Raw genomic sequence first — 26,752 nt, 5'->3', positions numbered from 1 at the left:
GTTTTTTTTGTGCTTTTTTTAATTGAAATTAATGTGCTTCCAGCCAATCTTTACCCATTCCAAGATCTACAATTAATGGAACATCAAGTTTGAAAGCGTTCTCCATTTCGTGTTTGATCATCGGTTGGATTTTTTCTAATTCTGAGTTATGTACATCAAACACTAGTTCATCATGAACTTGAAGGAGCATTTTACTTTTCCAGTTTTCTGTTTTTAATTTTTCATGGATATTAATCATGGCAATTTTGATAATGTCGGCAGCGCTTCCTTGTATTGGTGCGTTTACTGCATTGCGTTCTGCGCCACCACGAACTATTGCATTCTGCGAGTTGATGTCTTTTAAATAGCGACGCCTTCCTAGAACGGTTTGTACGTATCCGTTTTCACGTGCAAATTCAATTTGCTCGTGAATATATGATTTGAGTCTTGGATATGTTTTGTAATACGCTTCAATTAAAGCAGCGCTTTCAGAACGGGAAAGTGAAGTTTGATTGCTTAATCCAAATGCTGAAACCCCATATATAATTCCAAAATTGACCGTCTTAGCATGGCTACGTTGTTCTCTTGTTACTTCTTCTAACGGGACATCAAAAACTTTAGAAGCAGTAGATTTATGAATATCTTCATTATTTAGAAACGCTTTGATCATATTCTCTTCGCCGCTCAAAGCAGCAATAACACGAAGTTCAATTTGAGAATAATCCGCGGATACTAAAGTATAATTTTCATCACGTGCTACAAATGCTTTTCTTATTTGTCGCCCTCGTTCAGTACGAATTGGAATGTTTTGTAAGTTTGGATTATTAGAACTCAAACGGCCAGTTGCTGCTACAGTTTGCATATAATCGGTATGAACGCGCAATGTAATTGGGTCAACTTGATTAGGCAAAGCATCAACATAGGTGTTTTTTAATTTTATCAATTGTCTCCAATCAAGTATATCTTTTACGATTTGATTTTCGTTGGCCAAGTAGCTCAATACTTCTTCGCCTGTAGCATATTGACCTGTTTTTGTTTTTTTTTGTTTGGCTCCACCTATTTTTAATTTGTCAAATAAGATGTCTCCAAGTTGTTTTGGGGAAGCTAAATTAAAATGTTCTCCGGCAATTTCGTAAATAGTAGCTTCTAGTTTTTTAATATCATTATCTAGATCATGTGATAGTGATTTTAAGAAATCGGTATCTAAACGAATCCCTTCTTTTTCCATATCGGCCAGTACTTTTACCAAAGGAATTTCAATCTCCTCAAAAAGTTTTTTTGTCTCGGTTTTTTCTAATTCAACCGAAAACAGTTCTTTTAGCTGAAAAGTTACATCAGCATCTTCGGCTGCATATTCTTTGATTTCTTCTAAATCAACATCACGCATCGATTTTTGATTTTTCCCTTTTTTACCAATTAATGTTTCAATGGATTTAGGAGAATATTTTAGATAGGTCTCCGCTAAAATATCCATATTATGTCGCATATCAGGATTGATTAGATAGTGGGCAATCATCGTATCGAATAATTTTCCTTCGACAGAAACACCATAATTTGATAATATTTTTAAATCATATTTTAAATTTTGACCAATTTTTTCTATAGATTCATTTTCGAAAAAAGGAATGAATTTCTCTATTAAAGTTTTTGCTTCTTCTTGATTTTCTGGAAAAGGGACATAAAAACCTTTTCCTTTTTCATATGAAAATGAAACACCAACGAGTTCTGCATGTAATGCATCTAAGCCAGTAGTTTCAGTGTCAAAGCATACGGAAGTTTGTTTTAGTAAATTTTGTAACAATAATTTACATCCTAAATCACCTTGAATAATTTGATAGGAATGTTCTGTATTTTCTAAAGTGTTATAATATTGGTGATGTGTTTCCTCTGAGGTTTCATTAGCTATTGTGCTTCCAAAAAGGTCAAATTGGTCTTCGTTTTTTGGTTGCGGTTTTTTGTATAACTTGGCTTCGTCAGCTGGATTGCTTGTAGCTGTTGTGTCTCCTTTTTTGAATATGGCGTCAAATTGTTCTGCCATTCGGCGAAATTCTAATTCATTGAATAATGCATCTGTTTTTTCTACATCAGGAGTTGATAGTTCGTAATCAGTTTCGTTAAATACGACAGGGCAATCGAGTAATATGGTGGCTAAAATTTTAGATAAAAGTCCTTTTTCTTTATTGGCTTCAATATTCTCTTTCATTTTTCCTTTTAGCTTATCAGTGTTTGCTAAAAGGTTTTCCATTGTTCCGTACTCTTTCAAGAATTTTTTGGCTGTTACTTCGCCTACCCCTGGTAGTCCAGGAATATTGTCAGCTGCGTCTCCCATCATCCCTAGGAAGTCGATTACTTGATCTGGTCTTTCTATTTCAAATTTTGCAAGAACTTCAGGAATTCCCCAAATTTCTATTCCGTTCCCCATTCTAGCAGGCTTGTACATGAAAATGTTTTCAGAAACCAATTGCGCAAAATCCTTATCTGGAGTCACCATGAAAACTTTGTAGTTTTCTTTTTCAGCTTGCTTTGCTATGGTTCCAATTAAGTCATCGGCTTCGTATCCTTTTACTTCAATTATTGGAATGTGCATGGCGCGCAATAGATCTTGGATATAAGGCACGGCTATTTTAATAGCTTCGGGAGTAGCGTCACGATGTGCTTTGTAATCTGGATAAATCTCATTTCGTAATTGACTTCCACCATTGTCAAAGGCCACGGCCAAATGATCTGGTTTTTCTCTTTTAATTACATCCATCAAGGAATTCATGAATCCCATAATAGCAGAAGTGTCCATGCCCTTTGAATTAATTCTTGGGTTTTTTATAAAGGCATAATATCCTCTAAATATTAAGGCATAAGCATCAAGTAGGAAAAGACGTTTTTGTTGTGACATGGTTTTAATTTTGTAAGGATTTCAAAAGTACAAAACTTAAAAGATAATGCAGTTGCTGAATTTAATATTTATAAAAATCAGTTTAAAAATTTAATTATTTGATTTTTATCGAAAGTTTAGATTCATTCGGTTAAGATAAAATAAATGTTGTGTATGACTTAAGGATTCTAGAATTGTAATATATAGCTTATAAAATATTTTATTTTATGCCTTTGTAGTTAAAAAAACATGTATTTAGTCGTATTAATATGCTTTTAAACGGTATTATTTGTATCTTTAAATCAATCGCAATTGAATTGTGTGTTTAATTATAAATCTAAATATCATGAATAAAATTACATTATTTAAAAATTTTTCAGCTTGCCTTTTTTTCTTTTTCATGATATCAAATACAAGTGTTTTTTCACAAGTAGGAATTGGAACAACTACTCCAGATGCAAGTGCTGTCCTTGATGTTTCTTCTACATCGCAAGGATTATTAGCACCCAGGATGACAACTACTCAAAAAATGGCTATAGCTAGTCCAGCTAATGGTTTAATGGTTTATGATACTACGCTTAAAGCGTTTGGTTATTATGATAGTTCTACTATTTCTTGGGTAAGTATTGGTGCTTCAGTTAGTGATGGAAGATTAAAGTTCAAACGAATTAAATCAACTGATGTATTAGCAACAGTTTTAGCTACTGAAAAAACAGCAGGTGGAGGTACAAAGTATCTATTAGACTCTCAAACTCTCTATGAGATTAATGGGACTGTTGTTGTTGATTTACCAATTGAGTTAAATAATGCTTATATTGTTGGTCAAGATGCTGGTGATGATAAATTGGTTAAGTCATCTGGCGATCTTTTTACTGGTGCAACTGGAGGGTCTGTTAAGGTATTAACTTTGACTGCAACAAGTGGAAATGTTTTTAATGTTACAGGAACTGGATCAATAGCCTCGGGGACACAAACCCAAAGTTTAGTTTTAAGAGATTGTATCATTGCGAGTTCTTCTAACGTTGGAAAAATTGAAAATTTCGCATTAGCTTTTGTTAGTATCGTTCAGTTTTTAGGGAATACTAATGGAATTGTTTATAAAGATATCAGTAAAGTTTTGCTTAGTAATACTGCTTGGTTTGGAAATAATTCTGGAACCTATGAAGCCTTTCTAGGTACTTTTGGTTTAATTGAAAAAACCGGGGGATTTAGCGAAGTATATGGAACGGGTATTGGGATTGATGTGTCAAGTAATCCTACAGTTACCGGAGATGCAGTAATGGAATCAGTTGTTTTTACAGGTACACTTACAACTGGTTTGTATTTAAAAGGATACACAGTTGGTAGTTATGTTGGTTATAATTTTAATGATAGATGGACAGTTAGATGTGCTGGGATACCTACTGAAGGTGATGCTGTAGCCACAGGTGATATGAATTTTGATTATGCTGTTGGGTCAGGGGCTTCAACTTCTTTTAATAATTCCAACCCAAGTAATATTATAAAGTTATTAGGGACATCAACATCAACGAATTTATATAGGTTTTCAAGAAATTCAATGGATAATCGACTTCAATACTTAGGAAAGAAAAAAAGGTTTTTCCAACTTACAGGATCAGTTTCATTTCAAGTGAGTGGAGCAGGTACTTATATTATTTATATTGCAAAGAATGGAGTGCCCATTACTCAATATAAAGTTTATGGTAAAGGATTAGCTTCAAATGATATTTTAGTGCTTCCATTGATTGCTTCAGCAGAGTTAGTAACAAATGACTATCTTGAAGTTTATGTTCAAAGGTATTCAGGTGGAAATAACGATTATATCGTTACTCCAAACTTAAATATAGTTGTAAAGTAAAAGTATTTATTAGGGAATGAAATTTAAAACAGCAGTTAGGTATATTAAAGTCAGCAATTATCTTGCTGACTTTTTTGTTTCTAAATACATGACAGGTTGAAAAAAAATGGTCTCTTTTTGTTAAATATTGATTAATATAAGCACATAGTCTTTTCTTAATTTGTTATTTTGTCAAAAAATATATAATAATGGTTTTTCGTATACTTTTACTAGGTTTGATTCTTCTTATTATAGAGATTTATGCATTCCAAGCATTTAGAACATTAGTTAAGTTAAAATGGATTTTAATTTCATATCAAGTAATAAGTGTTTTAGTCTTGTTGTTTATCCTCTATTCTTTTACCAAGTTTGATAGTTCGGTTGGGCAAACAAAACAGACAATGTTTACTATGGGGTTGCTCCTAATAGTATATGTTCCGAAATTAATAGTTACATTCTTGCTTCTTGGTGAAGATGTTTTTCGAATTGGTGCTGGTTCTGTGAACTATTTTTTAGAAAACAATAACGATACTTTTTTGGGTTCAAGAAGAAAATTTGTTAGCCAGATAGGGTTAGGATTGGCGGCAATTCCATTTATGTCATTGATTTATGGTATTACAATAGGGAAGTATAATTATAAAGTAATAAAGCAACGTATTTTCTTTCCGGACTTACCAGATGCTTTTGATGGTTTTACTATTACTCAAATATCAGATGTTCACAGCGGAAGCTTTGATAATCCTGAGAAAATTAATTATGCAATTGATTTAGTTAATGAGCAAAATTCAGATATGATTCTTTTTACAGGAGATATTGTGAATACTGATGCTAAAGAAATGCATCCGTGGTTAGAGACCTTCAACCGAATTAAAAAGCATGAATATGGTAAATATTCGGTGCTAGGGAATCATGATTATGGAGAATATGTGACTTGGCCTTCAGAGAAAGATAAAGCAGATAATTTTCAAGCTATAAAAGATTTGTACGGAAAAATTGGTTTTACACTAATGTTGAATGAGCATACATATATTGAAAAGGGAAATGATAAAATTGCTCTAATCGGGGTTGAGAATTGGGGACATAATTTTAAAAAAGCAGGTGATATAAACAAAGCTTCTCAGGATGTTGCTCAAGATGATTTTAAGATTTTAATGAGTCATGATCCGAGTCATTGGGATTATGAAATTAAAAATCATGTAAAAAACTTTCATCTTACATTGTCAGGACATACACATGGAATGCAATTTGGAATAGAAATCCCAGGTTATTTTAAATGGAGTTTGGCACAATATGTTTATGCACAATGGGCAGGTTTATACGAAAATTTAGGTAGATATGTCTATGTGAATAGAGGGTTTGGGTTTCATGCTTACCCAGGAAGAGTGGGAATTATGCCCGAAATCACAGTCATTGAACTAAAAAAAGGCAAGAATGTGGCATAATTCGTTAAAAATGCTACATTTGTAAATTATATCTATTTTTTTTAATAGATTTAAAAATTAAATTTTTGGTTTTATGTCAAAATTTGGAGAACTTATAAGCGCACAAGTACCTGTGTTAATCGATTTTTACACAGATTGGAATGAATCATCCGTTTCGATGCATCCAGTTATTAGAGATGTTGCAGCAGCTCTTGGTGACAAAGCAAAAGTCATCAAGATTGATGTGGATAAAAATCAAGAATTAGCAGATGCTTTAAGAATTAAAGGGCTTCCTACCTTAATGATTTATAAAGAGGGACAAATGATCTGGAGACAATCTGGTGAACTGGACGCAAATACTATCATTAGTATTGTTCAGGAGCAACTTTAGTTTTGCTTTTTATTATTCTAAAACTTCGCAGGATAATTTATTTTCAGCTATATAATCTAAAACTTTAGGCAATGTATATTTGAGGTTATCAAATGCCTTTATGCTATCGTGAAAGACTATTATACTTCCTGATCTCATATTGGAGATCACATTTTCTAAACATTTTTCCTTAGTTATTGCTTGGTCGAAATCAGCACTAAGTACATCCCACATAATAATTTTATATCCCTGGGCTTTTAATATTTTAGCTTGATTGGATTTTATTTTGCCGTAAGGAGGACGAAATAAAGTTGTTTTTTTCTTTTTAAATTTAGAAATTGAATCTGCACAAAGGGAAACGTTATGTATATATGTTTCTGTAGTTGTTTTCCATCCTTTTAAGTGGTCGAAAGTGTGATTCCCTATTGCGTGACCTTCATTTATTATTTGATTAAAAATGGCTGAATTTGTTTCGATGTTCTTCCCAATACAAAAAAAAGTAGCTTTGACGGAATGTTTTTTCAATTCTGCTAACACCCATTTGGTAATTTCTGGTGTGGGACCGTCATCAAAAGTAAGATATATTTTATTTTCAGTATTGGGTAAATCCCAAATGTATTTTGAAAATAATTTCTTTATTATTGAGTGTGTTTTTATCCAATAAAAGCTCATTTGTTTTTTTATAAAATTAAAAAAAATGCAGCAAAGTCAGAAGGTTTTGCTGCATTTTTTAGATTAAAAATGATTTAAAGTTATTCTTTTTTACGTCCAAAACGTTCAAACATCGTAATGTAGGTATTGAATACAACTTTGTTTTGGTTGTAAAACGTACTGTCGCCACTTTCAATCATTACTTGTAACAGTCCTCTGTAGCGCTCAATATCTGTAATGATGTCAATAGCGATACTTGTTTGTTCTGATGGAGCTAGTTTTGAATAATAATTTAAGTTTTCTCTGTATTTTGTAATTAGCTTCCCTAAAAGTTCTTGTGCTTTTGCTTTTTCTCCAACTTGATAATATCCTCTTGTAAAAGGCTCTAGAAGGGAATAATAGCCAAATTTTTCTAATGGCATTTTTTTCATTGCCAAATCAATTACTTTTTTGGCTTTGTCCATTTTTCCTTCCACAATTAATTGGTCCATTAGTCGGGCAAGATTTGTTCTATAGGTTATGCTTTCTCTTCTGGTTTCTGGATCATGATAGATTTTATCGCTATCACTATTTCCCCAATCCCATTTCATAATATTGGCATACATCTTATCAGAATCAATTTGTCCCATATCTAGTGGGCTTCCATCTTTAGGAATAGCGGTTTTTATTGGGACTAGTTTATAAACCATTCCGTCCAATTGAAGGTAGGTTTTCATCCATAAATAATCTTCATCATCAAAAGCTCCTGGGCTGAAGAAAATAGGTCTTTTCCAGTTGTTATTGGCTACAATGTCCAACATCATTAATCTATTTTTATACAATGCATTTCCTTTGATGTCTAAATCAATGTAGGGGACAATAGAGTCATTGTATTTTGTAGCAACCACTTTGTTTTTTATGATGCTATTTTTGTCTACAGGAATTCTGATTTTATTAGTTGGGTAAAAATGGATTCTTTGTCCATTTTGCATATCAACTGTTGATTTTGGGTTTTTTATAAAATTTATAAAATCTTTTATTTCCCATCTGCTTTCTGTTTTTGGAATATGAACTACATAATCCAGTTTGTCTCCTACATATTGGTCATGTGTAAATGAAATAGGCAATGGATTTGATTCGTAAGTTTTTGTTTTCATTTGATCGATATACCAATCGGTCATGAAAAGGCTTGTATTCACAATTTTCACGTCGGTTCTTACTTTTTCTATTTCTTGGGCATACCAAAGTGGGAAGGTGTCGTTGTCTCCTATAGTGAATAATATGGCGTTGGGGTCGCAAGAGTTAAGGTACGCTTTTGCCATTGCAGTTGCAGTATATTTGCCAGAGCGATCATGATCATCCCAGTTTTGAGAAGCCATAAGTACGGGAGCGGCCAATAAAGAAGCAGCAATGATAACTGGTCCAGCTATTTTTGGAGCTAAGTATTTTTGCAAACTTTCGTAAAGAGCATATACTCCAAAACCAATCCATATGGCAAAGACATAAAAGGAACCTACGAGGGCATAATCTCGCTCACGAGGTTCAAAGGGTCTTTCGTTTAAGTAGATTTTCAATGCTAAACCCGTAAAAAGGAATAGGGCTAGCAAGACATAAAAACTTTTTAAATCTTTATTGGCATGATACATTAAACCTATAAGTCCAAGAATGAATGGAAGAAAGTAATATACGTTACGTCCTTTGTTGTTTAAAACATCCGAAGGTAAATTATCTTGAGAGCCAACATGTAAATTATCTATAAAATTAATTCCACTTATCCAGTTACCATCTTGATTGTCATATCTTCCTTGTACATCACTTTGACGTCCAACAAAATTCCACATTAGATATCTCCAGTACATATAGCCAAATTGGTATTCGACCATAAAACTTAAGTTGTCAATTGTTGTTGGTTTTTCAATTATTAGATAATCGCCGTAACTTTTTAGAAACTTAACGTATCCGTCATTGTCAATTTGCTTTTGTGCGTAGGCGTGTCTAAATTCCGTAACTGTTTTTGCTACTTCATTTTTCAACTGAGCGATTGCTTTATTGTAATCTTCTTCAGATAATTTACTAGCGTCAATTCCGTATTGCGCTAAATCATTCTCATAAGGATAAGCTGGATTTATTTTGAACTCAGGAGGATTGGTGAAGTTCATATAATTTGAAATATGATCAGCGCTCCACATTCTTGGCAAAATAGTTTTTTGATTATCATCGCTATTTTGCTCTGCATTTTTAAAGTTATTTACAATAACGTACTTGCCTGTTTTGTAGTCTCTCTCGTAATTTGGAGCTTTGTCAAGGTAAGGGTTGTTTTTGTCTAATCCGGCAAATGTTTCTGTGTATTGCGGTCCGTAAAATAATGGATTAACACCATATTGTTCTCTGTTGTAATAAGCCAGTACTTCGGCAGCATCAGAAGGTTTATTTTCGTTAATAACGGTATTGGCATTTGCTCTAATAGGTAGCATCATCCATGTTGAAAATCCAATAAAAATAAATAAAACACACAACAATAAGGTGTTATATTGAACCATTTCCTTTTTGCGAGTGTAATTTAATCCAAAATAAAAGAAAGCTATTAATGCTATGGAAACAAATATACTTCCAGAGTTAAAAGGCATTTCTAAGTTGTTAACCATGAATATTTCTGTTTTACCAAAGAAAGCCATTGTTAACGGAAGTAATAGTTTGAAAATGAACAATAGGATAGAGATTACAACAACATTGGCTATGAGGAAGTTTTTGATTGTAACCGTTTTGTAATGTTTGAAATAATATAAAAAACCTATAGCAGGAATGGTCAATAATGCCATGAAGTGAACACCAAATGAAAGACCAATTACAAGCGAAATTATGAGTAACCATTTATTTCCTCTTGGAGAATCCATGTCTTGTTCCCAGCGTAACCCAAGCCAAAAAAGTAAAGAAATAAGCAGCGAAGCCATAGCGTATACTTCCGCTTCAACGGCATTGAACCAAAAACTATCTGAATAAGTGTAAGCTAAAGCGCCAACAAATGAACTTCCTAAAACTACAATCGCATTGCTTTTAGTAAGAGTTGAGTCTTGATTGTTATCATTCGTATTGTCAGTAACTCTTAAAACTAATTTTTTTAAAATCATGGATGATGACCAAAAAAGGAATAAGATCGTAAATGCACTTGAGAATACGGATGTCATGTTAACCATCAATGCGATGTGCTGATTGTCTGAGGCAAACATGGCGAAAAATGCGCCAATCATCTGAAATAAGGGTGCTCCAGGTGGATGACCTACCTCGAGTTTAGCGGCAGTTGCTATATATTCTCCACAATCCCAGAAACTCATTGTGGGCTCCACTGTAAGCGTGTATGTTATTAGTGCGATTCCAAATGTAATCCATCCTATTATCGTATTCCATTTATTGAAATTGAATGTCGCCTTATTCATGTATTAAAATTTAGTTATATTTTAAGTTACAAAGAAAATGTTTTTTTATTTAAGGATGTAGGCATTAACAAAATTTTCTGGGAAACTATTTACATTTGGTAACGTATTGGTTTTTAGTATTTTTCAAGGTTTTGCTTAATTTTATTGGTTTCTGACGTAAATTTTTTTGATAAAAACTCTAAAAAAGTTTGCGCAAACTAAATTTTATTATAAATTTGCACTCGCTTAACAGCAATGATGGTCTATGGTGTAATGGTAACACAACTGTTTTTGGTGCAGTCGTTCAAGGTTCGAGTCCTTGTAGACCAACATAAAGCCTCTCAATTTTTGAGAGGCTTTTTTTTTGGATTAAATTTAGACTGAGAAATGATTTTATTTAGTCGGTTATGATTTTTTGGCTAAATTTTAAATGTTATTACGGGTTTAATAGCATGGTTTACTAAATCTTCGGATACGCTTCCTGAAAAGAAATGTGATAATCCTGTTCTGCCATGTGTGCACAAGCCTATTAAGTCAGCATCTATTTTTCTTGAAAAATTAAGGATCCCTTTTTCAATGTTAACATCATTGTAAATATGCGTTGAATAGTTTTTAATATCGAATTCAGTTAAAAAGTCATTCATTATTTTCTCTGAAAGTTCAGTAGTTTTAAAACTATTAGGGGTGCAAATCATGACTAAGTGTAAATTTGCATCAAAAAGATTAGTAAACTCAATCATTTTTTTAAATGGTTTTTTTATTTCTTTTGAAAAATCAGAAGCGAAAACAAAATCAGCAGATTTAAATTCAGGGATGTTTTTTTTAATTACTAAAACAGGAGTGTCTGAAAGGCGAACTACTTTTTCAGTATTAGATCCAACTAGAATTTCTTCGATGCCTGAAACGCCATGTGAACCCATTACGATTAAATCAGGGTTGTTTTTTTTACTGTAAGAAAGAATGCCTTCGAAAGCTCTTTCAAATTTCACTTGCTCAGTTACTTGTATGCCGTCTAGGTAGTTTTTTTCTCTAAATTTTTGTAGCGTTTCATTGGCTTTTTTAATAAATAACATGACTTCTGGGATGCCTGTTGCTCCAGTAATGGCATCGTTCATTTGAGTTGGAATTTCTAACATGTGAAGCAAATGGATTTCGCTATTATTTTTTTTTGCAATTTGAGCAGCTACTTTTAAAGCGTTTTCAGAATGAGCTGAAAAATCGATAGGAACTAGAATTCGTTTCATAATTTATAGAATTAATTATTCAGAAAACCTTTATTTAAATGCTCCAATAAAGATAAGAAATATTTTAACAGCAATCAATTATTTTGGTTTATAAAAAAAACACTATATTTGCACCGTTATTTATTAAAATCTAGATAATGAGGGGACTAAATGTCCCCTCTTTTTATAAAAAATATGACATTTAAAGAAAAAGTAAATACATTGTTAGCGGAAGGTCTTGTGGATAAGCCCTCTATCTTCTTAATTGATCTAATTATTACGGATGCTTTTAAAGTAATTGTGAACTTAGATGGAGACAATGGTGTGGCTCTTCAAGATTGTATTGATGTGAGTCGTTTTATCGATGCTAATTTAGATAGAGAAGAGCAAGATTACTCTCTGGAAGTAGCGTCAGTAGGAGTTGGATCACCTTTAAAATTGATAAGACAATACAAGAAAAACATAGGTAGAATGTTGATTGTTAAAACGGGAACAGAAAATATAGAGGCAGAATTGGTGGAAGCTAATGATGATTTTGTAATTTTGTCGTGGAAAGCAAGAGAACCTAAAAAAATTGGAAAAGGTAAGGAGACGGTTCAAAAAAGACTTGAGATACCTTATGTAGACATAAAAGAAGCAATTGTTACAGTAACATTTTAATTAAAGAATTCGCATGGAAAATTTAGCATTAATCGATTCATTCTCAGAGTTTAAAGATGATAAACTTATTGATCGTGTAACGCTTATGGCAATTTTGGAAGATGTATTTAGAAATGCATTGAAGAAAAAATACGGTTCAGACGATAATTTCGATATTATTATAAATCCTGATAAAGGAGATATGGAAATTTGGAGAAGAAGGGTGATCGTTGCTGACGAAGATTTAGATTTTGAAAACGAAGAAATTACACTTACTGAAGCTAGAAAAATAGAAGAAGATTTTGAAATTGGAGAAGAAGTTTCTGAAGAAGTGAAGTTGATTGACTTAGGAAGAAGAGCAATTTTGGCTTTACGCCAAAACTTAATTTCTAAAATTCATGAACATGACAACACGAATCTTTACAAGCAATTTAAAGATTTAATTGGTGAAATTTATACAGCCGAAGTGCATCATGTAAGACCTAGAGTTGTTATTTTAGTTGATGACGAAGGGAATGAAATTGTTTTGCCAAAAGAAAAACAAATCCCATCCGATTTTTTCCGTAAAGGAGATAATGTTCGTGGTATCATTGAAAGCGTTGAGCTGAAAGGAAACAAACCTCAAATTATTATGTCTAGAACTTCTGAGAAGTTTTTAGAAAAATTATTTGAACAAGAAATTCCTGAAGTTTTTGACGGATTGATAATGGTTAAAAATGTAGTGCGAATTCCTGGTGAAAAAGCAAAAGTAGCTGTTGATTCTTATGATGATAGAATTGATCCTGTAGGAGCTTGTGTGGGGATGAAAGGATCACGTATTCACGGTATTGTTCGTGAATTAGGAAATGAAAATATAGATGTTATTAATTTTACAAGTAACATACAATTATATATTACAAGAGCATTAAGTCCAGCCAAAGTATCTTCAATTAAAATTAATGAAGAAACTAAAAGAGCTGAAGTGTTTTTGAAATTGGAAGAAGTTTCTAAAGCAATTGGTAGAGGTGGACACAATATTAGATTAGCAGGTTTATTGACAGGTTATGAATTAGATGTGATTCGTGAAGGTGATGTAGCTGGAGCAACTGCTGATGAAGATGATGTTGAATTAACTGAGTTTTCGGATGAAATAGAAGAGTGGGTAATAGAAGAATTTGCAAAAATTGGATTGGATACTGCAAAAAGTATTTTAAAACAAGATGTAGAGGATTTGGTAAGAAGAACTGACCTAGAAGAGGAAACGATTCTAGATGTAATGAGAATATTGAAAGAAGAATTTGACAGTTAGTCAATGTATCTTCAACGATAAACATGCCACTTTATAATTTTCTTGGTCAATAAGGACCTAGTTGGGAGTAAAGTGAGGAATAACAAAAAAGGTAATAATAAAAAGGTTTTATGTCTGAAGAGAGAATTATTAGAATAAACAAAGTTTTAAGGGAATTGAACATTTCTTTGGAAAGAGCTGTGGATTATCTAAAAGATAAAGGGATTGCTATTGAAGCAAATCCAAACACAAAAATTTCTGATGATGTGTACAATGTCTTGTGCGGTCAATTTGCAGGTGACAGAGGGAAAAAAGAAGCTTCGAAAGAAGTAGGAGAAGAGAAAAGAAAAGAGAAAGAGGCATTGCGTGTGGAGCGAGAAAAAGAAATTGAAGATAAACGCAAGCATGACGATGAAGTTCTGAAACAACAACAAGAAGTGATAAAAGCGAGAGCTGTAGTTACCGGTCCTGTTCAAGTTGGGAAGATAGATCTTAATCCTAAAAAAGTAGTTGCTCCAGTAAAAGCGGAAGTTGAAAAAACAGAGGCTCCAAAAGCAATAGTTCCAGTTGAAAAACCAGTTGAAAAAGAACCAGTACAGGAAAATCTTGTTTCAGACAAAAAAGAAGTAAAACCTACTGTTGAAGTAAAAGAGGCAATAAAGGAAGAGAAAAAAGAAAATGTTAAGAAAGTGGTTGCTAAGGCAATTGTTCCTGAAGCAAAAGTCGTCCCTAAAACTGATGAAGCTCCTGTTGAAGAGGCAATCACAACGCAGTATCAAAAATTATCTGGTACTAAATTAACTGGTCAAACAATTGACTTGTCTCAATTTAATAAGCCAAAGAAGAAAAAAGAAGAGCCTAAAATTACACCTAATAAGCCTGGTGCTCCAGGAGCTGCTGGTGCAAATAAAAATAAGCGTAAAAGAATTGCTCCAAAACCTGGAACACCTAGACCTCCTGGAGTTCCTGGTGCGCCAAACCCAAACAAAATTACACCAAATACTGGTGGGGGTGGTTTTAATGCAAATAGAAGTTCTAGACCTGGATTTGTTAAAGGGAATAGACCAGCTATTGTAGCTAAAGTTGAGCCAACAGAAGAGGAAGTTAAAAATCAAATTCGTGAGACTTTAGAAAAACTTCAAGGTAAAAAAGGAGGTAAATCTAAAGCAGCGAAATACAGAAGAGACAAAAGAGATACGCACCGTCAAAAATCGGATGAGGAGCAAAGAGCAATAGACGAAGGAAGTAAAACTATTAAGGTTACTGAATTTGTTACCGTTGGTGAAATTGCGATAATGATGGATGTTCCAATTACTAAGGTTATTGGAACATGTATGTCGCTTGGAATCATGGTTACCATGAATCAACGTTTGGATGCAGAAACATTAACTATTGTTGCTGATGAATTTGGTTATGAAGTTGAATTCATAACTGTTGATATTGAAGAAGCAATTGAAGTTGTTGAAGATAAAGAAGAAGACCTTGTGTTTAGAGCGCCTATTGTTACGGTAATGGGTCACGTCGATCACGGTAAAACATCTTTACTGGATTATATTCGTAAAGAAAATGTTATTGCAGGAGAGTCTGGAGGAATTACACAACACATTGGTGCCTACGGAGTAACTTTAGATAACGGACAAAAAATAGCATTCCTTGATACACCAGGTCACGAAGCGTTTACCGCAATGCGTGCACGTGGAGCTCAAGTTACAGATATTGCAATTATTGTAATTGCAGCAGATGATGATATCATGCCGCAAACTAAAGAAGCAATCAGTCACGCTCAAGCGGCTGGTGTGCCAATTATATTTGCAATTAATAAAGTGGATAAGCCAAATGCTAATCCTGAAAAAATTAAAGAAAAATTGGCAGGTATGAATTTACTTGTTGAGGATTGGGGTGGTAAATACCAATCTCATGATATTTCTGCAAAAGTGGGAACCGGAGTTAAAGAATTATTAGAAAAAGTTTTATTAGAAGCGGAAGTTTTAGATTTAAAATCTAATCCTAATAAGGCTGCTCAAGGAACTGTTGTTGAGGCATTCTTGGACAAAGGGAAAGGATATGTTTCTACAATTTTAGTTCAACACGGAACGTTGAAAGTGGGAGATTATATGTTAGCTGGAAAACATCATGGTAAAATTAAAGCTATGCATGATGAAAGAGGAAATATCGTTACTGTAGCAGGTCCTTCAACACCAGTTTCAGTATTAGGTTTAGATGGTGCAGCTACTGCAGGAGATAAGTTTAATATTTTTGAAGATGAAAAAGAAGCGAAACAAATTGCTTCTAAACGTTCTCAATTAATGCGTGAACAATCCGTACGTACACAACGTCATATTACACTTGATGAAATTGGACGTCGTATTGCTTTAGGTCAATTTAAAGAATTGAACGTAATCCTTAAAGGAGATGTTGATGGTTCTGTTGAAGCATTATCTGATTCATTCTCTAAATTATCGACTGAAGAAATTCAAATTAACATTATACATAAAGGAGTTGGAGCAATTACGGAGACAGACGTTATGTTGGCTTCTGCTTCAGATGCGATTATTATTGGATTTAATGTTCGTCCTGCAGGAAATGCGAGACAACTGGCTGATAAAGAAGAAATCGATATCCGTTACTACTCAATTATCTATGCGGCGATTGATGACTTGAAAGATGCAATGGAAGGAATGTTAGCTCCTGAAATGAAAGAAGAAATTCTAGGTACTGCTGAAATTAGAGAGATATTTAAAATTTCTAAAGTAGGATCTATTGCAGGTTGTATGGTTATGGACGGTAAAATAGCTAGAAGCTCTAAAATTAGAGTTATCCGTGAAGGAGTTGTTGTTCATACAGGAGAGCTTATTGCACTGAAACGTTTCAAAGACGATGTGAAAGAAGTAGCTAAAGGGTATGACTGTGGTATTCAAATTAAAGGATACAACGACATTGAAGAAAGAGATGTTATTGAAGCGTACCATGAGGTAGCGATCAAGAAAAAATTGAAATAGAATTTTCAATATATTTGTTAAAAAATCCCGAGCAATCGGGATTTTTTTGTTTTTAAGTGTTTATGTATTTTGAGGGTTTAGATTTTTTTGGATTAGATTTGTTTTAGGCTTTTATTTTTTTTGTTGCTACGGATTGCAAAGACTAGTTTTTGAGGTTTAAAAAAATAGTTATGAATAAATTGAAATTATATTTAGTGTTTTTGTCTTTCATTTTTGTATTATCCTGCCAAGATAAATCTGCTCAGGAACAGAAATTGAAATTAGGCTATTTACAATTCTTAAGAGAATACCCAAAGGGACTGACAAGACATTTCCCAAATGAAAAGGAAATAAAATCCGATTATCAGATTTATCATAATTATTTGTCAATATATTCACCTTCGCAATTAATTGTTAGGCAGAAAGAATCCAAATCAATGGTTGATTTATTAATCTCGGTTTCTCGCAAAATTAATTATTCAGATTCATCATATTATATTGTAAATAAATACCTCAGAGATTCAAATATATTAAGCATCACTAAAAATCATGAGCAATTTAAAGCACAAATAGAACACCAAAGTGCAGTTCCAATACCGAATTTTTATAAAGTAAGTGATTTTGATGGGGATAGGTGTAATTTGTTGAACAAATCATATGCAATATATTTAATTGAAGCCGAGCCTAAACAATGTTGTTCTGAAAAGTTTCATCAAGGAGCTTGGTATATGCCTGATGAATGGAAAGATGGATTTAGTAGAGGATGTGCAATCGATTTAGAAAATAATTTGGTTATTTATTGGTTGGTAATTTGGTAATGACAAGTTCTCGTTTTTGTACCTGAACCTAGAGATTATCGAATTAAATGATACAATGTATTTAATTTATTGTACGGACTAAATAAATGCTTTTTTATACTATTGAGAAATGTCCTTGGTAATAAAAATATAAAATAATGATAAGTGATTTAAAAGGACCGTACATGTATAATGAGTTCTGAAAGTGTTCTCCTGGTTATAGTCAATCGTTACTGTGGGTATTTACCAAGTTTCTAAAAAAAGCAGTCTCAATCTATCTAACGTGAGCAATATTTAATTCAAATTATCCACAAGGGCATATTAAATAAGTCAAAAAGCACAAAAGCAACTCGTAAAAGGAGTTGCTTTTTATATTAAAATTATTTTTTTTCTGTTTAGAATTTATTTCTGTGGTTTTATTAAAAGGACATTATCGTATTTTTTCTTAATTTCTACTAAATACTTTTCTGCTTCAATGCGAGTCCTGAAATCTCCAATCCACACTTTGTAATTTGGGGTATTAAACACTATTGTACCGTCTAAGTCTGTAAATTCTTGTTTGCAGTCATTAAGTGCTTTTTTTGCTTTTTCACTTTCTCCACTAAAAATTTGGATTTTATAGCGCTCATTAACAGCTGATGAACTGTTTGTTTTTCTCTTTTCAATTAATAATTGTTCAAACTTTGGATCTTGGCGAATGTTAATGTTTTGATCTTGTGCCATTAATTTACTTGTTGAAATACTAAGGGCTATTGTAAAGAAAATGAATTTTGAAGTTGTTAAAATTCTCATAACGTGATGGTTTTTAAGCAAAAATACTATTTATTGAATGATTGTAAAACTTAAATATTATTTAGAATTAATATAAATTGAAATTAAGACTATTTTAAGGTTTTGAGAATAGTTCATAAGTCGTATTTTTGTCGAAGTTTTAAAATAAAGGAACAGTTTTCTATAAATCTATATAGAAAAAATTGTGCCAATTTTTAGTAGATAATCATTATACTTTATGAAAAAGGTGGGTAACCATAATTCGACTTCAAGGAAATTATTTTATAGCTTAGCTTTAATGCTAACTTTTTCCTTAACTTCATTTGCGCAAGTTGTTGCACCTGCGGCAGCAACGGAAGCACCAGTAGCTACACAAGGTGGTGACCCAGTAAAGGGTAAAGAGCTTTTTAATTCAAATTGTGCTGCGTGTCATAAGCTTGATGCGAAATCAACAGGTCCTGCTTTAAGAGGGGTTGCTGGTAAGCACGAAATGGCTTGGATTTACAAGTGGGTTCACAATAGCTCAGAACTTATTAAATCAGGAGATGCTGCAGCTGTTAAACTTTTTGCGGATAATAATAAGTCAGTAATGACTGCATTTCCACAATTAGCAACTGGAGATATTGATAATATAATAGCTTATACTTCTGAAGTTAAGGCTGAGGCACCGGCTCCTGTACCAGGAACTGCTGTTGCGGGATCGGCTGATCAAAGTGGTGTTTCTAATAATATAATCTTGGGTGCTTTGGCTCTTGTGATGCTTATGTTAGTTGTGATGTTGTTCTTGGTGAATAATGTTTTAACTAAGGTGGCAAAATCAAATGGAATTGAAGTAGCTCCTAAAACACCAACTACGCCTATATGGAAGGCATTTGTTAAAAATCAATTTTTAGTACTTATTACTTCAATATTTTTATTATTGGCCAGTGGGTACTTTGTTTATGGATTTTTGATGCAGGTAGGAGTTGATCAAGGGTATGAACCAATACAGCCAATTCATTATTCACACAGAATTCATGCTGGTGATAACGAGATAAATTGTAAATATTGTCACTCTGCAGCTAGAGTGAGTAAAAATTCTGGAATTCCTTCTTTGAATGTTTGTATGAATTGTCATAAAAACATTTCTGAAGTTGCTGAATCTACTGCTACTCCTGAGTACAGTAAAGCATTTTATGATGAGCAAATCCAAAAATTGTATACTGCTGTGGGTTGGGATAAAGCAACACAATCTTATACTGGTAAAACACAGCCAGTTAAATGGGTTCGTATTCATAACTTGCCTGACTTCGTTTATTTCAATCACTCACAACACGTTACTGTTGCTGGAATTGAATGTCAAACTTGTCACGGTCCAGTTGAAACTTACGAAATTCAAAAACAGTTTGCTCCATTAACGATGGGATGGTGTATTAATTGCCATAGAAAAACCGATGTTAAAATGGAAGGAAACGACTATTATACTAAAATTCACAAAGAACTTTCTAAAAAATATGGTGTAGACAAATTGACTGCAGCTCAAATGGGAGGTTTAGAATGCGGTAAATGCCACTATTAATCAAATTATTAAGATTTTAATATTTATATACAATGTCATCAAACAAAAAATACTGGAAAAGTGTTGAGGAACTAGAAAATAGTTCTATTGTTGAGACGCTTAGAAATAACGAATTTGTTGAAGAAATTCCTACTGAAGATTTTTTAGGAAATAATGATGCAATGTCATCTTCTTCAACATCACGTCGTGATTTTTTAAAGTACGTTGGGTTTAGTACTGCTGCAGCCACGCTTGCGGCATGCGAAGGTCCTGTGAACAAGTCGATTCCTTATGTATTGCAGCCAGAGCAAATCATTCCTGGAGTAGCTGATTATTATGCTACTTCTGTTTTTGATGGTTTTGATTTTGCAAATCTACTTGTTAAAACACGTGAAGGGCGTCCTATTAAAATAGATAATAATACTATTTCAGGAGCTAAATTTGCTGCTAATGCTAGAATTCATGCGTCTATATTATCTTTATATGATAGTATGCGTTTGAAAGAGCCTAAGTTAAAAGGTAAAAGTGCTACTTGGTCTGCAGTTGATGCAGATATAAAAGCAAGTTTGGCTGAAGCTAAAGCAAATGGTGGTCAGGTAGTATTGTTAACTAATACTTTAGCTAGCCCGTCCACTGAAAAATTAATTGGAGAATTTATTGCGTTAAATCCTACTGCTAAGCATGTGGTTTATGATGCTGTTTCTTCATCTGAAGCTTTAGATGCTTTTGAGTCCGTTTATGGTGAAAGAGCTTTAGTTGATTATGATTTTTCAAAATCATCGCTAATTGTTTCTGTTGGTGCGGATTTCTTAGGAGATTGGCAAGGTGGAGGATATGATTCTAGTTATGCACAAGGTAGGATTCCTAAAAGTGGAAAAATGTCTCGTCACTTTCAATTAGAAGCTAATATGACTTTGTCTGGTGCTGCTGCTGATAAGCGTTTGGCTATGTCAACTGCAAATCAAAAACAAGCGTTAGTACATATATATAATGTTATTACTGGTTCTTCTGTAGCGGTAAATTTAGATGATAAATTTAAAGCTGAAGTTAGTAAAGCGGCACAACAGTTGAAAGCTGCTGGGTCAAATGGAGTTTTAGTTTCTGGTATTCAAGATAAAAATGCTCAATTGTTAGTTTTAGCAATTAATCAAGCTTTATCAAGTGAAGCTTTTATAACTTCTGGAACAAGACAAATTAGAAAAGGGTCTAATGAAAAAGTGGCTCAGTTAGTAAGTGACATGAATGCGGGTAGTGTTCATACCTTAATAATGAGTGGTGTTAACCCAATATATACTTTGGCCGATTCAGCTTTATTCGCTGAAGGTCTTAAGAAAGTTAAAACGTCAGTTTCTTTATCTTTGAAAGAAGATGAAACTGCTTCTGTAACTACTATTGCTATGCCAGTTCCTCATTATTTGGAATCATGGGGTGATTTAAGTTTGACTAAAGGAACTTATAGTTTAACGCAACCAACAATTCGTCCTTTATTTGATACAAAACAATTTCAAGATGTTTTAATGTCTTTGAATGGAATGTCAGGTACTTATTACGATTACTTAAAATCAACTTCTGCTTCGGTTATTGCAGGTGCTTCTTGGAATAAAGTGTTACATGATGGTGTTTATGTTGGAGATTCTCAATCTTTATCTGGAGGTTCTACTGATTATTCTGCTGCTGCAAATGCTTTAGCAAAATCAAAAGCTGGTGCTGGATTTGAATTAGTATTGTATACTAAAACAGGTATGGGTGATGGGCAACAGGCTAATAACCCTTGGTTACAAGAGTTTCCTGATCCAATTACAAGAGTGTCATGGGATAATTATGTTACTGTTTCTAATGCAGATGCAAAACAATTGTTGATGACTAATGAAATCGTTGCTAATGGTGGTTTAAATGGTAGTTATGCTACAATTACTACTGCTGACGGTTTAAAATTAGATAATGTGCCAGTTATTGTTCAGCCAGGTCAAGCTGTAGGAACTATTGGATTGGCATTAGGTTATGGTCGTAAAGCGGCTTTGAAAGAAGAAATGCAAGTAGGTTTAAATGCTTACGCTTTATATAAAGGTTTTAATGATGTACAATCTGTTAGTTTAGTTAAAGCTAATGGAGAACATGAGTTTGCTTGTGTTCAAGGTCAAAAAACATTAATGGGTAGAGGGGATATTATCAAGGAAACTACCTTGGAAATCTTCAATACTAAAGATGCTAAATTTTGGAATGAAGTACCTATGGTATCTTTAGACCATGAAGAAGTAGAGGCTACAAAAGTTGATTTATGGGATTCATTTGATCGTTCAGTTGGACATCATTTTAATCTTTCAATTGATTTAAATGCTTGTACTGGATGTGGGGCTTGTGTAATAGCATGTCACGCTGAGAATAATGTGCCAGTTGTAGGTAAGTCTGAAGTTAGAAGAAGTCGCGATATGCACTGGTTGCGTATCGATAGATATTACTCTTCTGAAAGTACTTTTGCAGGTGATAATGAAAGAAAAGAGAATATAGCTGGTTTGTCTAGTTCATTGTCTACTTTTAATGAAATGGAAAAAGCAGGAGATAATCCTCAAGTTTCTTTTCAACCTGTAATGTGTCAACATTGTAATCACGCACCTTGTGAAACAGTTTGTCCTGTTGCTGCGACTTCTCATGGTCGTCAAGGTCAAAACATGATGGCTTATAATAGATGTGTTGGTACTCGTTATTGTGCTAATAACTGTCCTTATAAAGTACGTCGTTTTAACTGGTTCTTGTATAACAAAAACAGTGAATTTGATTATCATATGAATGATGATTTAGGGCGTATGGTTTTAAATCCTGATGTAAATGTTCGTTCTCGTGGGGTAATGGAAAAATGTTCTATGTGTATTCAAATGACACAAGCGACAATTCTAAGCGCTAAAAGAGAAGGTAGAGCTATTGTTGATGGAGAATTTCAAACGGCGTGTTCAAATGCTTGTTCTACTGGAGCAATGGCTTTTGGAGATGTTAATGATACAGAAAGTCAAATTGCTAAATTAGCGTCTGATGATAGAATGTATCATTTGTTAGAGCATGTAGGAACAAAACCTAATGTTATCTATCACGTTAAAGTTAGAAATACCTAGTACAAAAAATTATTAATTAAGAAACAATATAAAGTATTATGTCGTCTCACTACGAAGCAACCATTAGAAAACCCTTAGTTATAGGTGATAAATCTTATCACGACGTAACAGTAGACATAGCTGCACCTGTTGAAGGAAAAGCTAACAAGCATTGGTGGATTGTGTTTTCAATCGCATTAATAGCCTTCCTTTGGGGAGTGAGCTGTATCATTTACACCGTGTCTACAGGTATAGGAACATGGGGATTAAATAAAACTGTTGGATGGGCATGGGATATCACGAACTTCGTTTGGTGGGTTGGTATTGGTCACGCAGGAACATTAATATCTGCAGTTCTATTATTATTCCGTCAACGATGGAGAATGGCAATTAACCGTTCTGCAGAAGCTATGACAATCTTTTCTGTTATTCAAGCAGGTTTATTTCCAATTATTCACATGGGTCGCCCTTGGTTGGCCTATTGGGTATTGCCAATTCCAAATCAATTTGGCTCACTATGGGTGAATTTTAACTCTCCATTACTTTGGGATGTATTTGCAATATCAACTTACTTATCAGTATCGCTTGTTTTTTGGTGGACTGGTTTATTACCCGATTTTGCAATGCTTAGAGATAGAGCAATAACTCCTTTTAATAAAAAAATATATTCTATCTTGAGTTTTGGATGGAGTGGTAGAGCTAAAGACTGGCAACGTTTTGAAGAAGTATCTTTGGTTCTTGCAGGGTTAGCAACTCCACTTGTACTTTCTGTACATACTATTGTATCGATGGACTTCGCTACTTCTGTTATACCAGGATGGCATACTACTATTTTCCCTCCTTACTTTGTTGCAGGAGCAGTTTTTTCAGGATTTGCAATGGTAAATACTTTGCTTATTATCATGAGAAAAGTTTCTAATCTTGAAGCTTACATTACTATACAGCACATTGAGTTGATGAATATCGTAATTATGATTACGGGTTCTATAGTCGGGGTTGCTTATATAACTGAGCTGTTTATCGCATGGTATTCAGGAGTTGAGTATGAACAATACGCCTTCTTGAATAGAGCTACTGGACCTTACTGGTGGGCTTACTGGTCGATGATGACATGTAATGTTTTTTCACCTCAGTTTATGTGGTTTAAAAAATTAAGAACAAGTATTATGTTTTCTTTTATCATATCTATTGTTGTAAACATAGGTATGTGGTTTGAAAGATTTGTAATTATTGTTACTTCTTTACATAGAGATTATTTACCATCTTCATGGACTATGTTTTCTCCTACGTTTGTTGATATTGGAATTTTCATTGGAACAATAGGTTTCTTCTTTGTATTATTTTTGTTATATTCTAGAACTTTCCCAGTTATAGCTCAAGCAGAGGTGAAAACAATATTAAAAGGAACAGGAGATAATTACAAAAGAGAAAGAGAAGCAAATAAAGATTCACATCATGAGTAATAAAGTAATATACGCCATTTATAATGACGATGATATATTGATGGATGCGGTTAAACAAACCAGAGCAGCTCATCATCATATTGAAGAAGTTTTTACTCCATTTCCGGTTCACGGTTTGGATAAAGCGATGGGGCTTGCTCCAACAAGATTAGCTATTTGTGCTTTCATGTACGGTTGTGTTGGTATAACAGTAGCAACAACAATGATGAATTATATAATGATTCAAGATTGGCCTCAGGATATCGGAGGTAAACCAAGTTTTAGTTTCATTCAAAATATGCCTGCATTTGTACCTATTATGTTTGAAATGACTGTGTTTTTTGCAGCGCATTTAATGGTAGTTACTTTTTATATGAGAAGTAAAATATGGCCTTTCAAAAAAGCTGAAAATCCAGATGTTAGAACAACAGATGATCATTTTTTAATGGAAGTTGCAGTGAATAATAATGAAGAGGAATTAGTTTCTTTTTTCAAGAATACAGGAGCTGTAGAAGTTAAAGTAATAGAAAAGCATTAATTTAGATATGAAAACGATATATAAAATAACACTATTATTTGGCATCACTATATTAGTAACGTCTTGTCATAATAATTCCGCACCAAACTATCAGTATTTTCCAAATATGTACGAGTCTGTTGGGTATGAAACATATTCAGAGTCTAATGCATTCAATAATGGTAAAGAGGGACAACTTCCAGTAGCTGGTACTATAAATAGAGGTTTTGAGCCTTTTGCTTATGAGAATACAACTGCTGATTATGAACTAGCTAAAGCTAACCTTAAATCTCCATTAGATTCTTTAGATAGAAATTCTGGAAAAGGTAAAGAACTTTTTGAAATTTACTGTATTAGTTGTCATGGTGCAGCTGGAAATGGTAAAGGTAAATTAGTTGAAAGAGAAAAATTTCTTGGAGTGCCTAGTTATAAAGATAGGGTTATCACAGAAGGGAGTATTTTTTTTGTTGAAACTTATGGTTTAAATGCAATGGGTTCTCATGCTAATCAATTAAGCGCTCATGAGCGATGGTTAGTTGCTGACTATGTTTTAAAACTAAAAAGCCAATTATAATTGTTGAACAAACTGATCGTAATAGATATGTATACATTTTCAAGTAAATTAAAAACTTTTTCTCTCGTCTTAATGACTATTGGTCTTTTAGGAATTGGATATGGTTTTTTAAATGCACCTAAAGATATTCAAGAAGTGGAGAAAATTCTTGCTTCTGAAAGCCATGAAGGTCATGGTGAGGTTAAGCATGAATCAGCTGATGAAGCTCATGCTGTTAAAGCTTCTCATGAAGAAGTTAAAGATACAAATGAAGCTACTGAGCATAAAGAGCACTTAACTCATGTTTTGCATCAATTGCAAAATAAGCCTTGGGCAGCATTATATGTAGCTTGTATTTTCTTTATGTTGCTTTCAATGGGAGTATTAGCTTTTTATGCAATTCAGCAAGTTGCATTAGCAGGTTGGTCTCCAGTTTTGTTTAGAGTAATGCAAGGAATCACAGCTTATTTGCCTGTTGGTTCAGTTATATTCTTTGTTATCTTGATTCTTTGTGGTCTTCATTTTAATCATCTATTTGCTTGGTTAGTTGAAGGTGTTACAGATCCTACTAGTCCTAATTTTGATAAAATTATTGCTGGTAAGTCAGGATATTTAAACTTTCCTTTTTGGATTGTTAGAGCCGCAGTATTTTTGATTGGATGGAATCTTTACAGGTTTTATTCAAGAAAGAATTGTTTAGCTCAAGATGAAGCAACAGATGATGCTTTCTACAAAAAGAATTTTAACATAACGGCTGGTTTTTTAGTATTCTTTATCGTTACTGAATCAATTATGTCGTGGGATTGGATTATGTCAATAGATCCTCACTGGTCTAGTACTTTATTTGGATGGTATGTTTTTGCTAGTTTCTTCGTAAGTGGTATCACAATGATTGCGATGGTTACTTTGTATTTGAAATCAAGAGGGTATTTAGAATATGTAAATACAAGTCATATCCATGATTTAGCTAAATTTATGTTTGGGATTAGTGTTTTCTGGACTTACCTTTGGTTCTCTCAATTTATGTTGATTTGGTATGCTAATATTCCTGAAGAGATTACTTATTTCGTAACTAGAATACAATTATATAATTTGCCCTTTTTTGGTGCTGTTGTTATGAATTTTGTATTCCCAATACTAATTTTAGTAAATACAGATTTCAAAAGAATTACTTGGATACTTGTTATGGCAGGGGTAGTAATATTAACTGGACATTATATTGACTTTTTTAATATGATTATGCCAGGAACAGTAGGTGATAAGTGGTTTATTGGAATATCAGAAATTGCTTCTGTACTTTTCTTCTTAGGTTTATTTATTTATGTTGTTTTTACAGCATTGACTAAAGCGCCTTTATTGCCAAAAAGAAATCCTTACATCGAAGAGAGTAAACATTTTCATTATTAATATTTAAAGAAATAAA

At 33.3% G+C, this 26,752-nt stretch carries 18 protein-coding genes and 1 tRNA gene; 14 read left to right on the top strand and 5 right to left on the bottom strand.

Annotated features, from left to right (window positions below; translation table 11 throughout):
* Positions 1–28: 28 nt before the first annotated feature.
* Entirely contained in the window at positions 29–2,869 is a 2,841-nt protein-coding gene (polA, locus tag AB3G36_RS01885) for a DNA polymerase I (RefSeq protein WP_367755442.1), read from the bottom strand.
* A gap of 325 nt (positions 2,870–3,194) precedes the next feature.
* Between polA and AB3G36_RS01880 the strand changes: the two genes are divergently transcribed.
* From AB3G36_RS01880 to AB3G36_RS01870, 3 genes are all read left to right on the top strand, one after another.
* Positions 3,195–4,706 (top strand): hypothetical protein, encoded by a 1,512-nt coding sequence (locus tag AB3G36_RS01880; RefSeq protein WP_367755440.1) that lies wholly within the window; start codon positions 3,195–3,197, stop codon positions 4,704–4,706.
* 188 nt (positions 4,707–4,894) lie between these two features.
* Positions 4,895–6,127, top strand: a complete 1,233-nt coding sequence (locus tag AB3G36_RS01875; RefSeq protein ID WP_367755438.1) for a metallophosphoesterase — start codon at positions 4,895–4,897, stop codon at positions 6,125–6,127.
* Between the two features lie 73 nt (positions 6,128–6,200).
* Positions 6,201–6,497, top strand: a complete 297-nt coding sequence (locus AB3G36_RS01870) for a thioredoxin family protein (protein ID WP_367755436.1) — start codon at positions 6,201–6,203, stop codon at positions 6,495–6,497.
* A 12-nt stretch (positions 6,498–6,509) separates the two neighbouring features.
* Here AB3G36_RS01870 and AB3G36_RS01865 read toward each other — a convergent pair whose 3' ends face one another.
* Positions 6,510–7,148: a polysaccharide deacetylase family protein gene (locus tag AB3G36_RS01865; protein ID WP_367755434.1), complete on the bottom strand. Its 639-nt coding sequence runs from the start codon at positions 7,146–7,148 to the stop codon at positions 6,510–6,512.
* Positions 7,149–7,228: 80 nt separating this feature from the next.
* A complete protein-coding gene (locus AB3G36_RS01860; RefSeq protein WP_367755432.1) occupies positions 7,229–10,540 on the bottom strand; it encodes a DUF2723 domain-containing protein in 3,312 nt (1,103 codons plus the stop codon).
* A gap of 238 nt (positions 10,541–10,778) precedes the next feature.
* Between AB3G36_RS01860 and AB3G36_RS01855 the strand changes: the two genes are divergently transcribed.
* Positions 10,779–10,849: transfer RNA gene (locus AB3G36_RS01855), tRNA-Gln, on the top strand.
* Between the two features lie 89 nt (positions 10,850–10,938).
* On the opposite strand, the gene AB3G36_RS01850 is transcribed toward AB3G36_RS01855, so the two are convergent.
* Positions 10,939–11,763, bottom strand: coding sequence for a universal stress protein (locus AB3G36_RS01850; protein WP_367755430.1), 825 nt, complete (start codon positions 11,761–11,763; stop codon positions 10,939–10,941).
* Positions 11,764–11,937: 174 nt separating this feature from the next.
* On the opposite strand from AB3G36_RS01850, the gene rimP reads away from it, so the two are divergent.
* The 4 genes from rimP (at position 11,938) to AB3G36_RS01830 (ending at position 17,444) form a co-directional block, all read left to right on the top strand.
* Positions 11,938–12,402, top strand: a complete 465-nt coding sequence (rimP, locus tag AB3G36_RS01845) for a ribosome assembly cofactor RimP (protein WP_367757989.1) — start codon at positions 11,938–11,940, stop codon at positions 12,400–12,402.
* A 13-nt stretch (positions 12,403–12,415) separates the two neighbouring features.
* Complete coding sequence (nusA, locus tag AB3G36_RS01840; RefSeq protein ID WP_367755428.1) at positions 12,416–13,669, top strand: transcription termination factor NusA; 1,254 nt, start codon at positions 12,416–12,418, stop codon at positions 13,667–13,669.
* A 110-nt stretch (positions 13,670–13,779) separates the two neighbouring features.
* Positions 13,780–16,647, top strand: coding sequence for a translation initiation factor IF-2 (gene infB, locus AB3G36_RS01835; RefSeq protein WP_367755426.1), 2,868 nt, complete (start codon positions 13,780–13,782; stop codon positions 16,645–16,647).
* A 170-nt stretch (positions 16,648–16,817) separates the two neighbouring features.
* Positions 16,818–17,444 (top strand): hypothetical protein, encoded by a 627-nt coding sequence (locus tag AB3G36_RS01830; protein WP_367755424.1) that lies wholly within the window; start codon positions 16,818–16,820, stop codon positions 17,442–17,444.
* A 381-nt stretch (positions 17,445–17,825) separates the two neighbouring features.
* On the opposite strand, the gene AB3G36_RS01825 is transcribed toward AB3G36_RS01830, so the two are convergent.
* Positions 17,826–18,215, bottom strand: coding sequence for an SPOR domain-containing protein (locus AB3G36_RS01825; RefSeq protein WP_367755422.1), 390 nt, complete (start codon positions 18,213–18,215; stop codon positions 17,826–17,828).
* A gap of 217 nt (positions 18,216–18,432) precedes the next feature.
* Here AB3G36_RS01825 and AB3G36_RS01820 point away from each other — a divergent pair, with 217 nt between their 5' ends.
* Genes AB3G36_RS01820 through AB3G36_RS01795 form a run of 6 tightly spaced genes read left to right on the top strand, consistent with a single transcriptional unit; the run spans position 18,433 to position 26,736 of the window.
* Positions 18,433–19,752: a cytochrome c3 family protein gene (locus tag AB3G36_RS01820; protein ID WP_367755420.1), complete on the top strand. Its 1,320-nt coding sequence runs from the start codon at positions 18,433–18,435 to the stop codon at positions 19,750–19,752.
* A 32-nt stretch (positions 19,753–19,784) separates the two neighbouring features.
* Positions 19,785–22,838: a TAT-variant-translocated molybdopterin oxidoreductase gene (locus AB3G36_RS01815; RefSeq protein WP_367755418.1), complete on the top strand. Its 3,054-nt coding sequence runs from the start codon at positions 19,785–19,787 to the stop codon at positions 22,836–22,838.
* Between the two features lie 38 nt (positions 22,839–22,876).
* On the top strand, positions 22,877–24,280 hold the full coding sequence (nrfD, locus tag AB3G36_RS01810; RefSeq protein WP_367755416.1) for an NrfD/PsrC family molybdoenzyme membrane anchor subunit: 1,404 nt from the start codon (positions 22,877–22,879) through the stop codon (positions 24,278–24,280).
* On the top strand, positions 24,273–24,797 hold the full coding sequence (locus AB3G36_RS01805; protein WP_367755414.1) for a DUF3341 domain-containing protein: 525 nt from the start codon (positions 24,273–24,275) through the stop codon (positions 24,795–24,797). The genes nrfD and AB3G36_RS01805 overlap by 8 nt, the downstream gene beginning before the upstream one ends.
* Positions 24,798–24,804: 7 nt before the next feature.
* Positions 24,805–25,350 (top strand): cytochrome c, encoded by a 546-nt coding sequence (locus AB3G36_RS01800; protein WP_367755412.1) that lies wholly within the window; start codon positions 24,805–24,807, stop codon positions 25,348–25,350.
* 27 nt (positions 25,351–25,377) lie between these two features.
* Positions 25,378–26,736, top strand: coding sequence for a quinol:cytochrome C oxidoreductase (locus AB3G36_RS01795; protein WP_367755410.1), 1,359 nt, complete (start codon positions 25,378–25,380; stop codon positions 26,734–26,736).
* Positions 26,737–26,752: the final 16 nt, after the last annotated feature.

Origin of the sequence: Flavobacterium sp. WC2430 (assembly GCF_040822075.1) — a bacterium.
Lineage (GTDB): Bacteria > Bacteroidota > Bacteroidia > Flavobacteriales > Flavobacteriaceae > Flavobacterium.
Note: the sequence above shows the minus strand (reverse complement) of the source record. Positions and strands in the feature narration are given on the sequence as shown.

Coding starts and splice junctions, on each gene's coding strand:
- polA (WP_367755442.1), bottom strand. CDS start 2,869: ATGTCACAACAAAAACGTCTTTTCCTACTTGATGCTTATGCCTTAATA.
- AB3G36_RS01880 (WP_367755440.1), top strand. CDS start 3,195: ATGAATAAAATTACATTATTTAAAAATTTTTCAGCTTGCCTTTTTTTC.
- AB3G36_RS01875 (WP_367755438.1), top strand. CDS start 4,895: ATGGTTTTTCGTATACTTTTACTAGGTTTGATTCTTCTTATTATAGAG.
- AB3G36_RS01870 (WP_367755436.1), top strand. CDS start 6,201: ATGTCAAAATTTGGAGAACTTATAAGCGCACAAGTACCTGTGTTAATC.
- AB3G36_RS01865 (WP_367755434.1), bottom strand. CDS start 7,148: ATGAGCTTTTATTGGATAAAAACACACTCAATAATAAAGAAATTATTT.
- AB3G36_RS01860 (WP_367755432.1), bottom strand. CDS start 10,540: ATGAATAAGGCGACATTCAATTTCAATAAATGGAATACGATAATAGGA.
- AB3G36_RS01850 (WP_367755430.1), bottom strand. CDS start 11,763: ATGAAACGAATTCTAGTTCCTATCGATTTTTCAGCTCATTCTGAAAAC.
- rimP (WP_367757989.1), top strand. CDS start 11,938: ATGACATTTAAAGAAAAAGTAAATACATTGTTAGCGGAAGGTCTTGTG.
- nusA (WP_367755428.1), top strand. CDS start 12,416: ATGGAAAATTTAGCATTAATCGATTCATTCTCAGAGTTTAAAGATGAT.
- infB (WP_367755426.1), top strand. CDS start 13,780: ATGTCTGAAGAGAGAATTATTAGAATAAACAAAGTTTTAAGGGAATTG.
- AB3G36_RS01830 (WP_367755424.1), top strand. CDS start 16,818: ATGAATAAATTGAAATTATATTTAGTGTTTTTGTCTTTCATTTTTGTA.
- AB3G36_RS01825 (WP_367755422.1), bottom strand. CDS start 18,215: ATGAGAATTTTAACAACTTCAAAATTCATTTTCTTTACAATAGCCCTT.
- AB3G36_RS01820 (WP_367755420.1), top strand. CDS start 18,433: ATGAAAAAGGTGGGTAACCATAATTCGACTTCAAGGAAATTATTTTAT.
- AB3G36_RS01815 (WP_367755418.1), top strand. CDS start 19,785: ATGTCATCAAACAAAAAATACTGGAAAAGTGTTGAGGAACTAGAAAAT.
- nrfD (WP_367755416.1), top strand. CDS start 22,877: ATGTCGTCTCACTACGAAGCAACCATTAGAAAACCCTTAGTTATAGGT.
- AB3G36_RS01805 (WP_367755414.1), top strand. CDS start 24,273: ATGAGTAATAAAGTAATATACGCCATTTATAATGACGATGATATATTG.
- AB3G36_RS01800 (WP_367755412.1), top strand. CDS start 24,805: ATGAAAACGATATATAAAATAACACTATTATTTGGCATCACTATATTA.
- AB3G36_RS01795 (WP_367755410.1), top strand. CDS start 25,378: ATGTATACATTTTCAAGTAAATTAAAAACTTTTTCTCTCGTCTTAATG.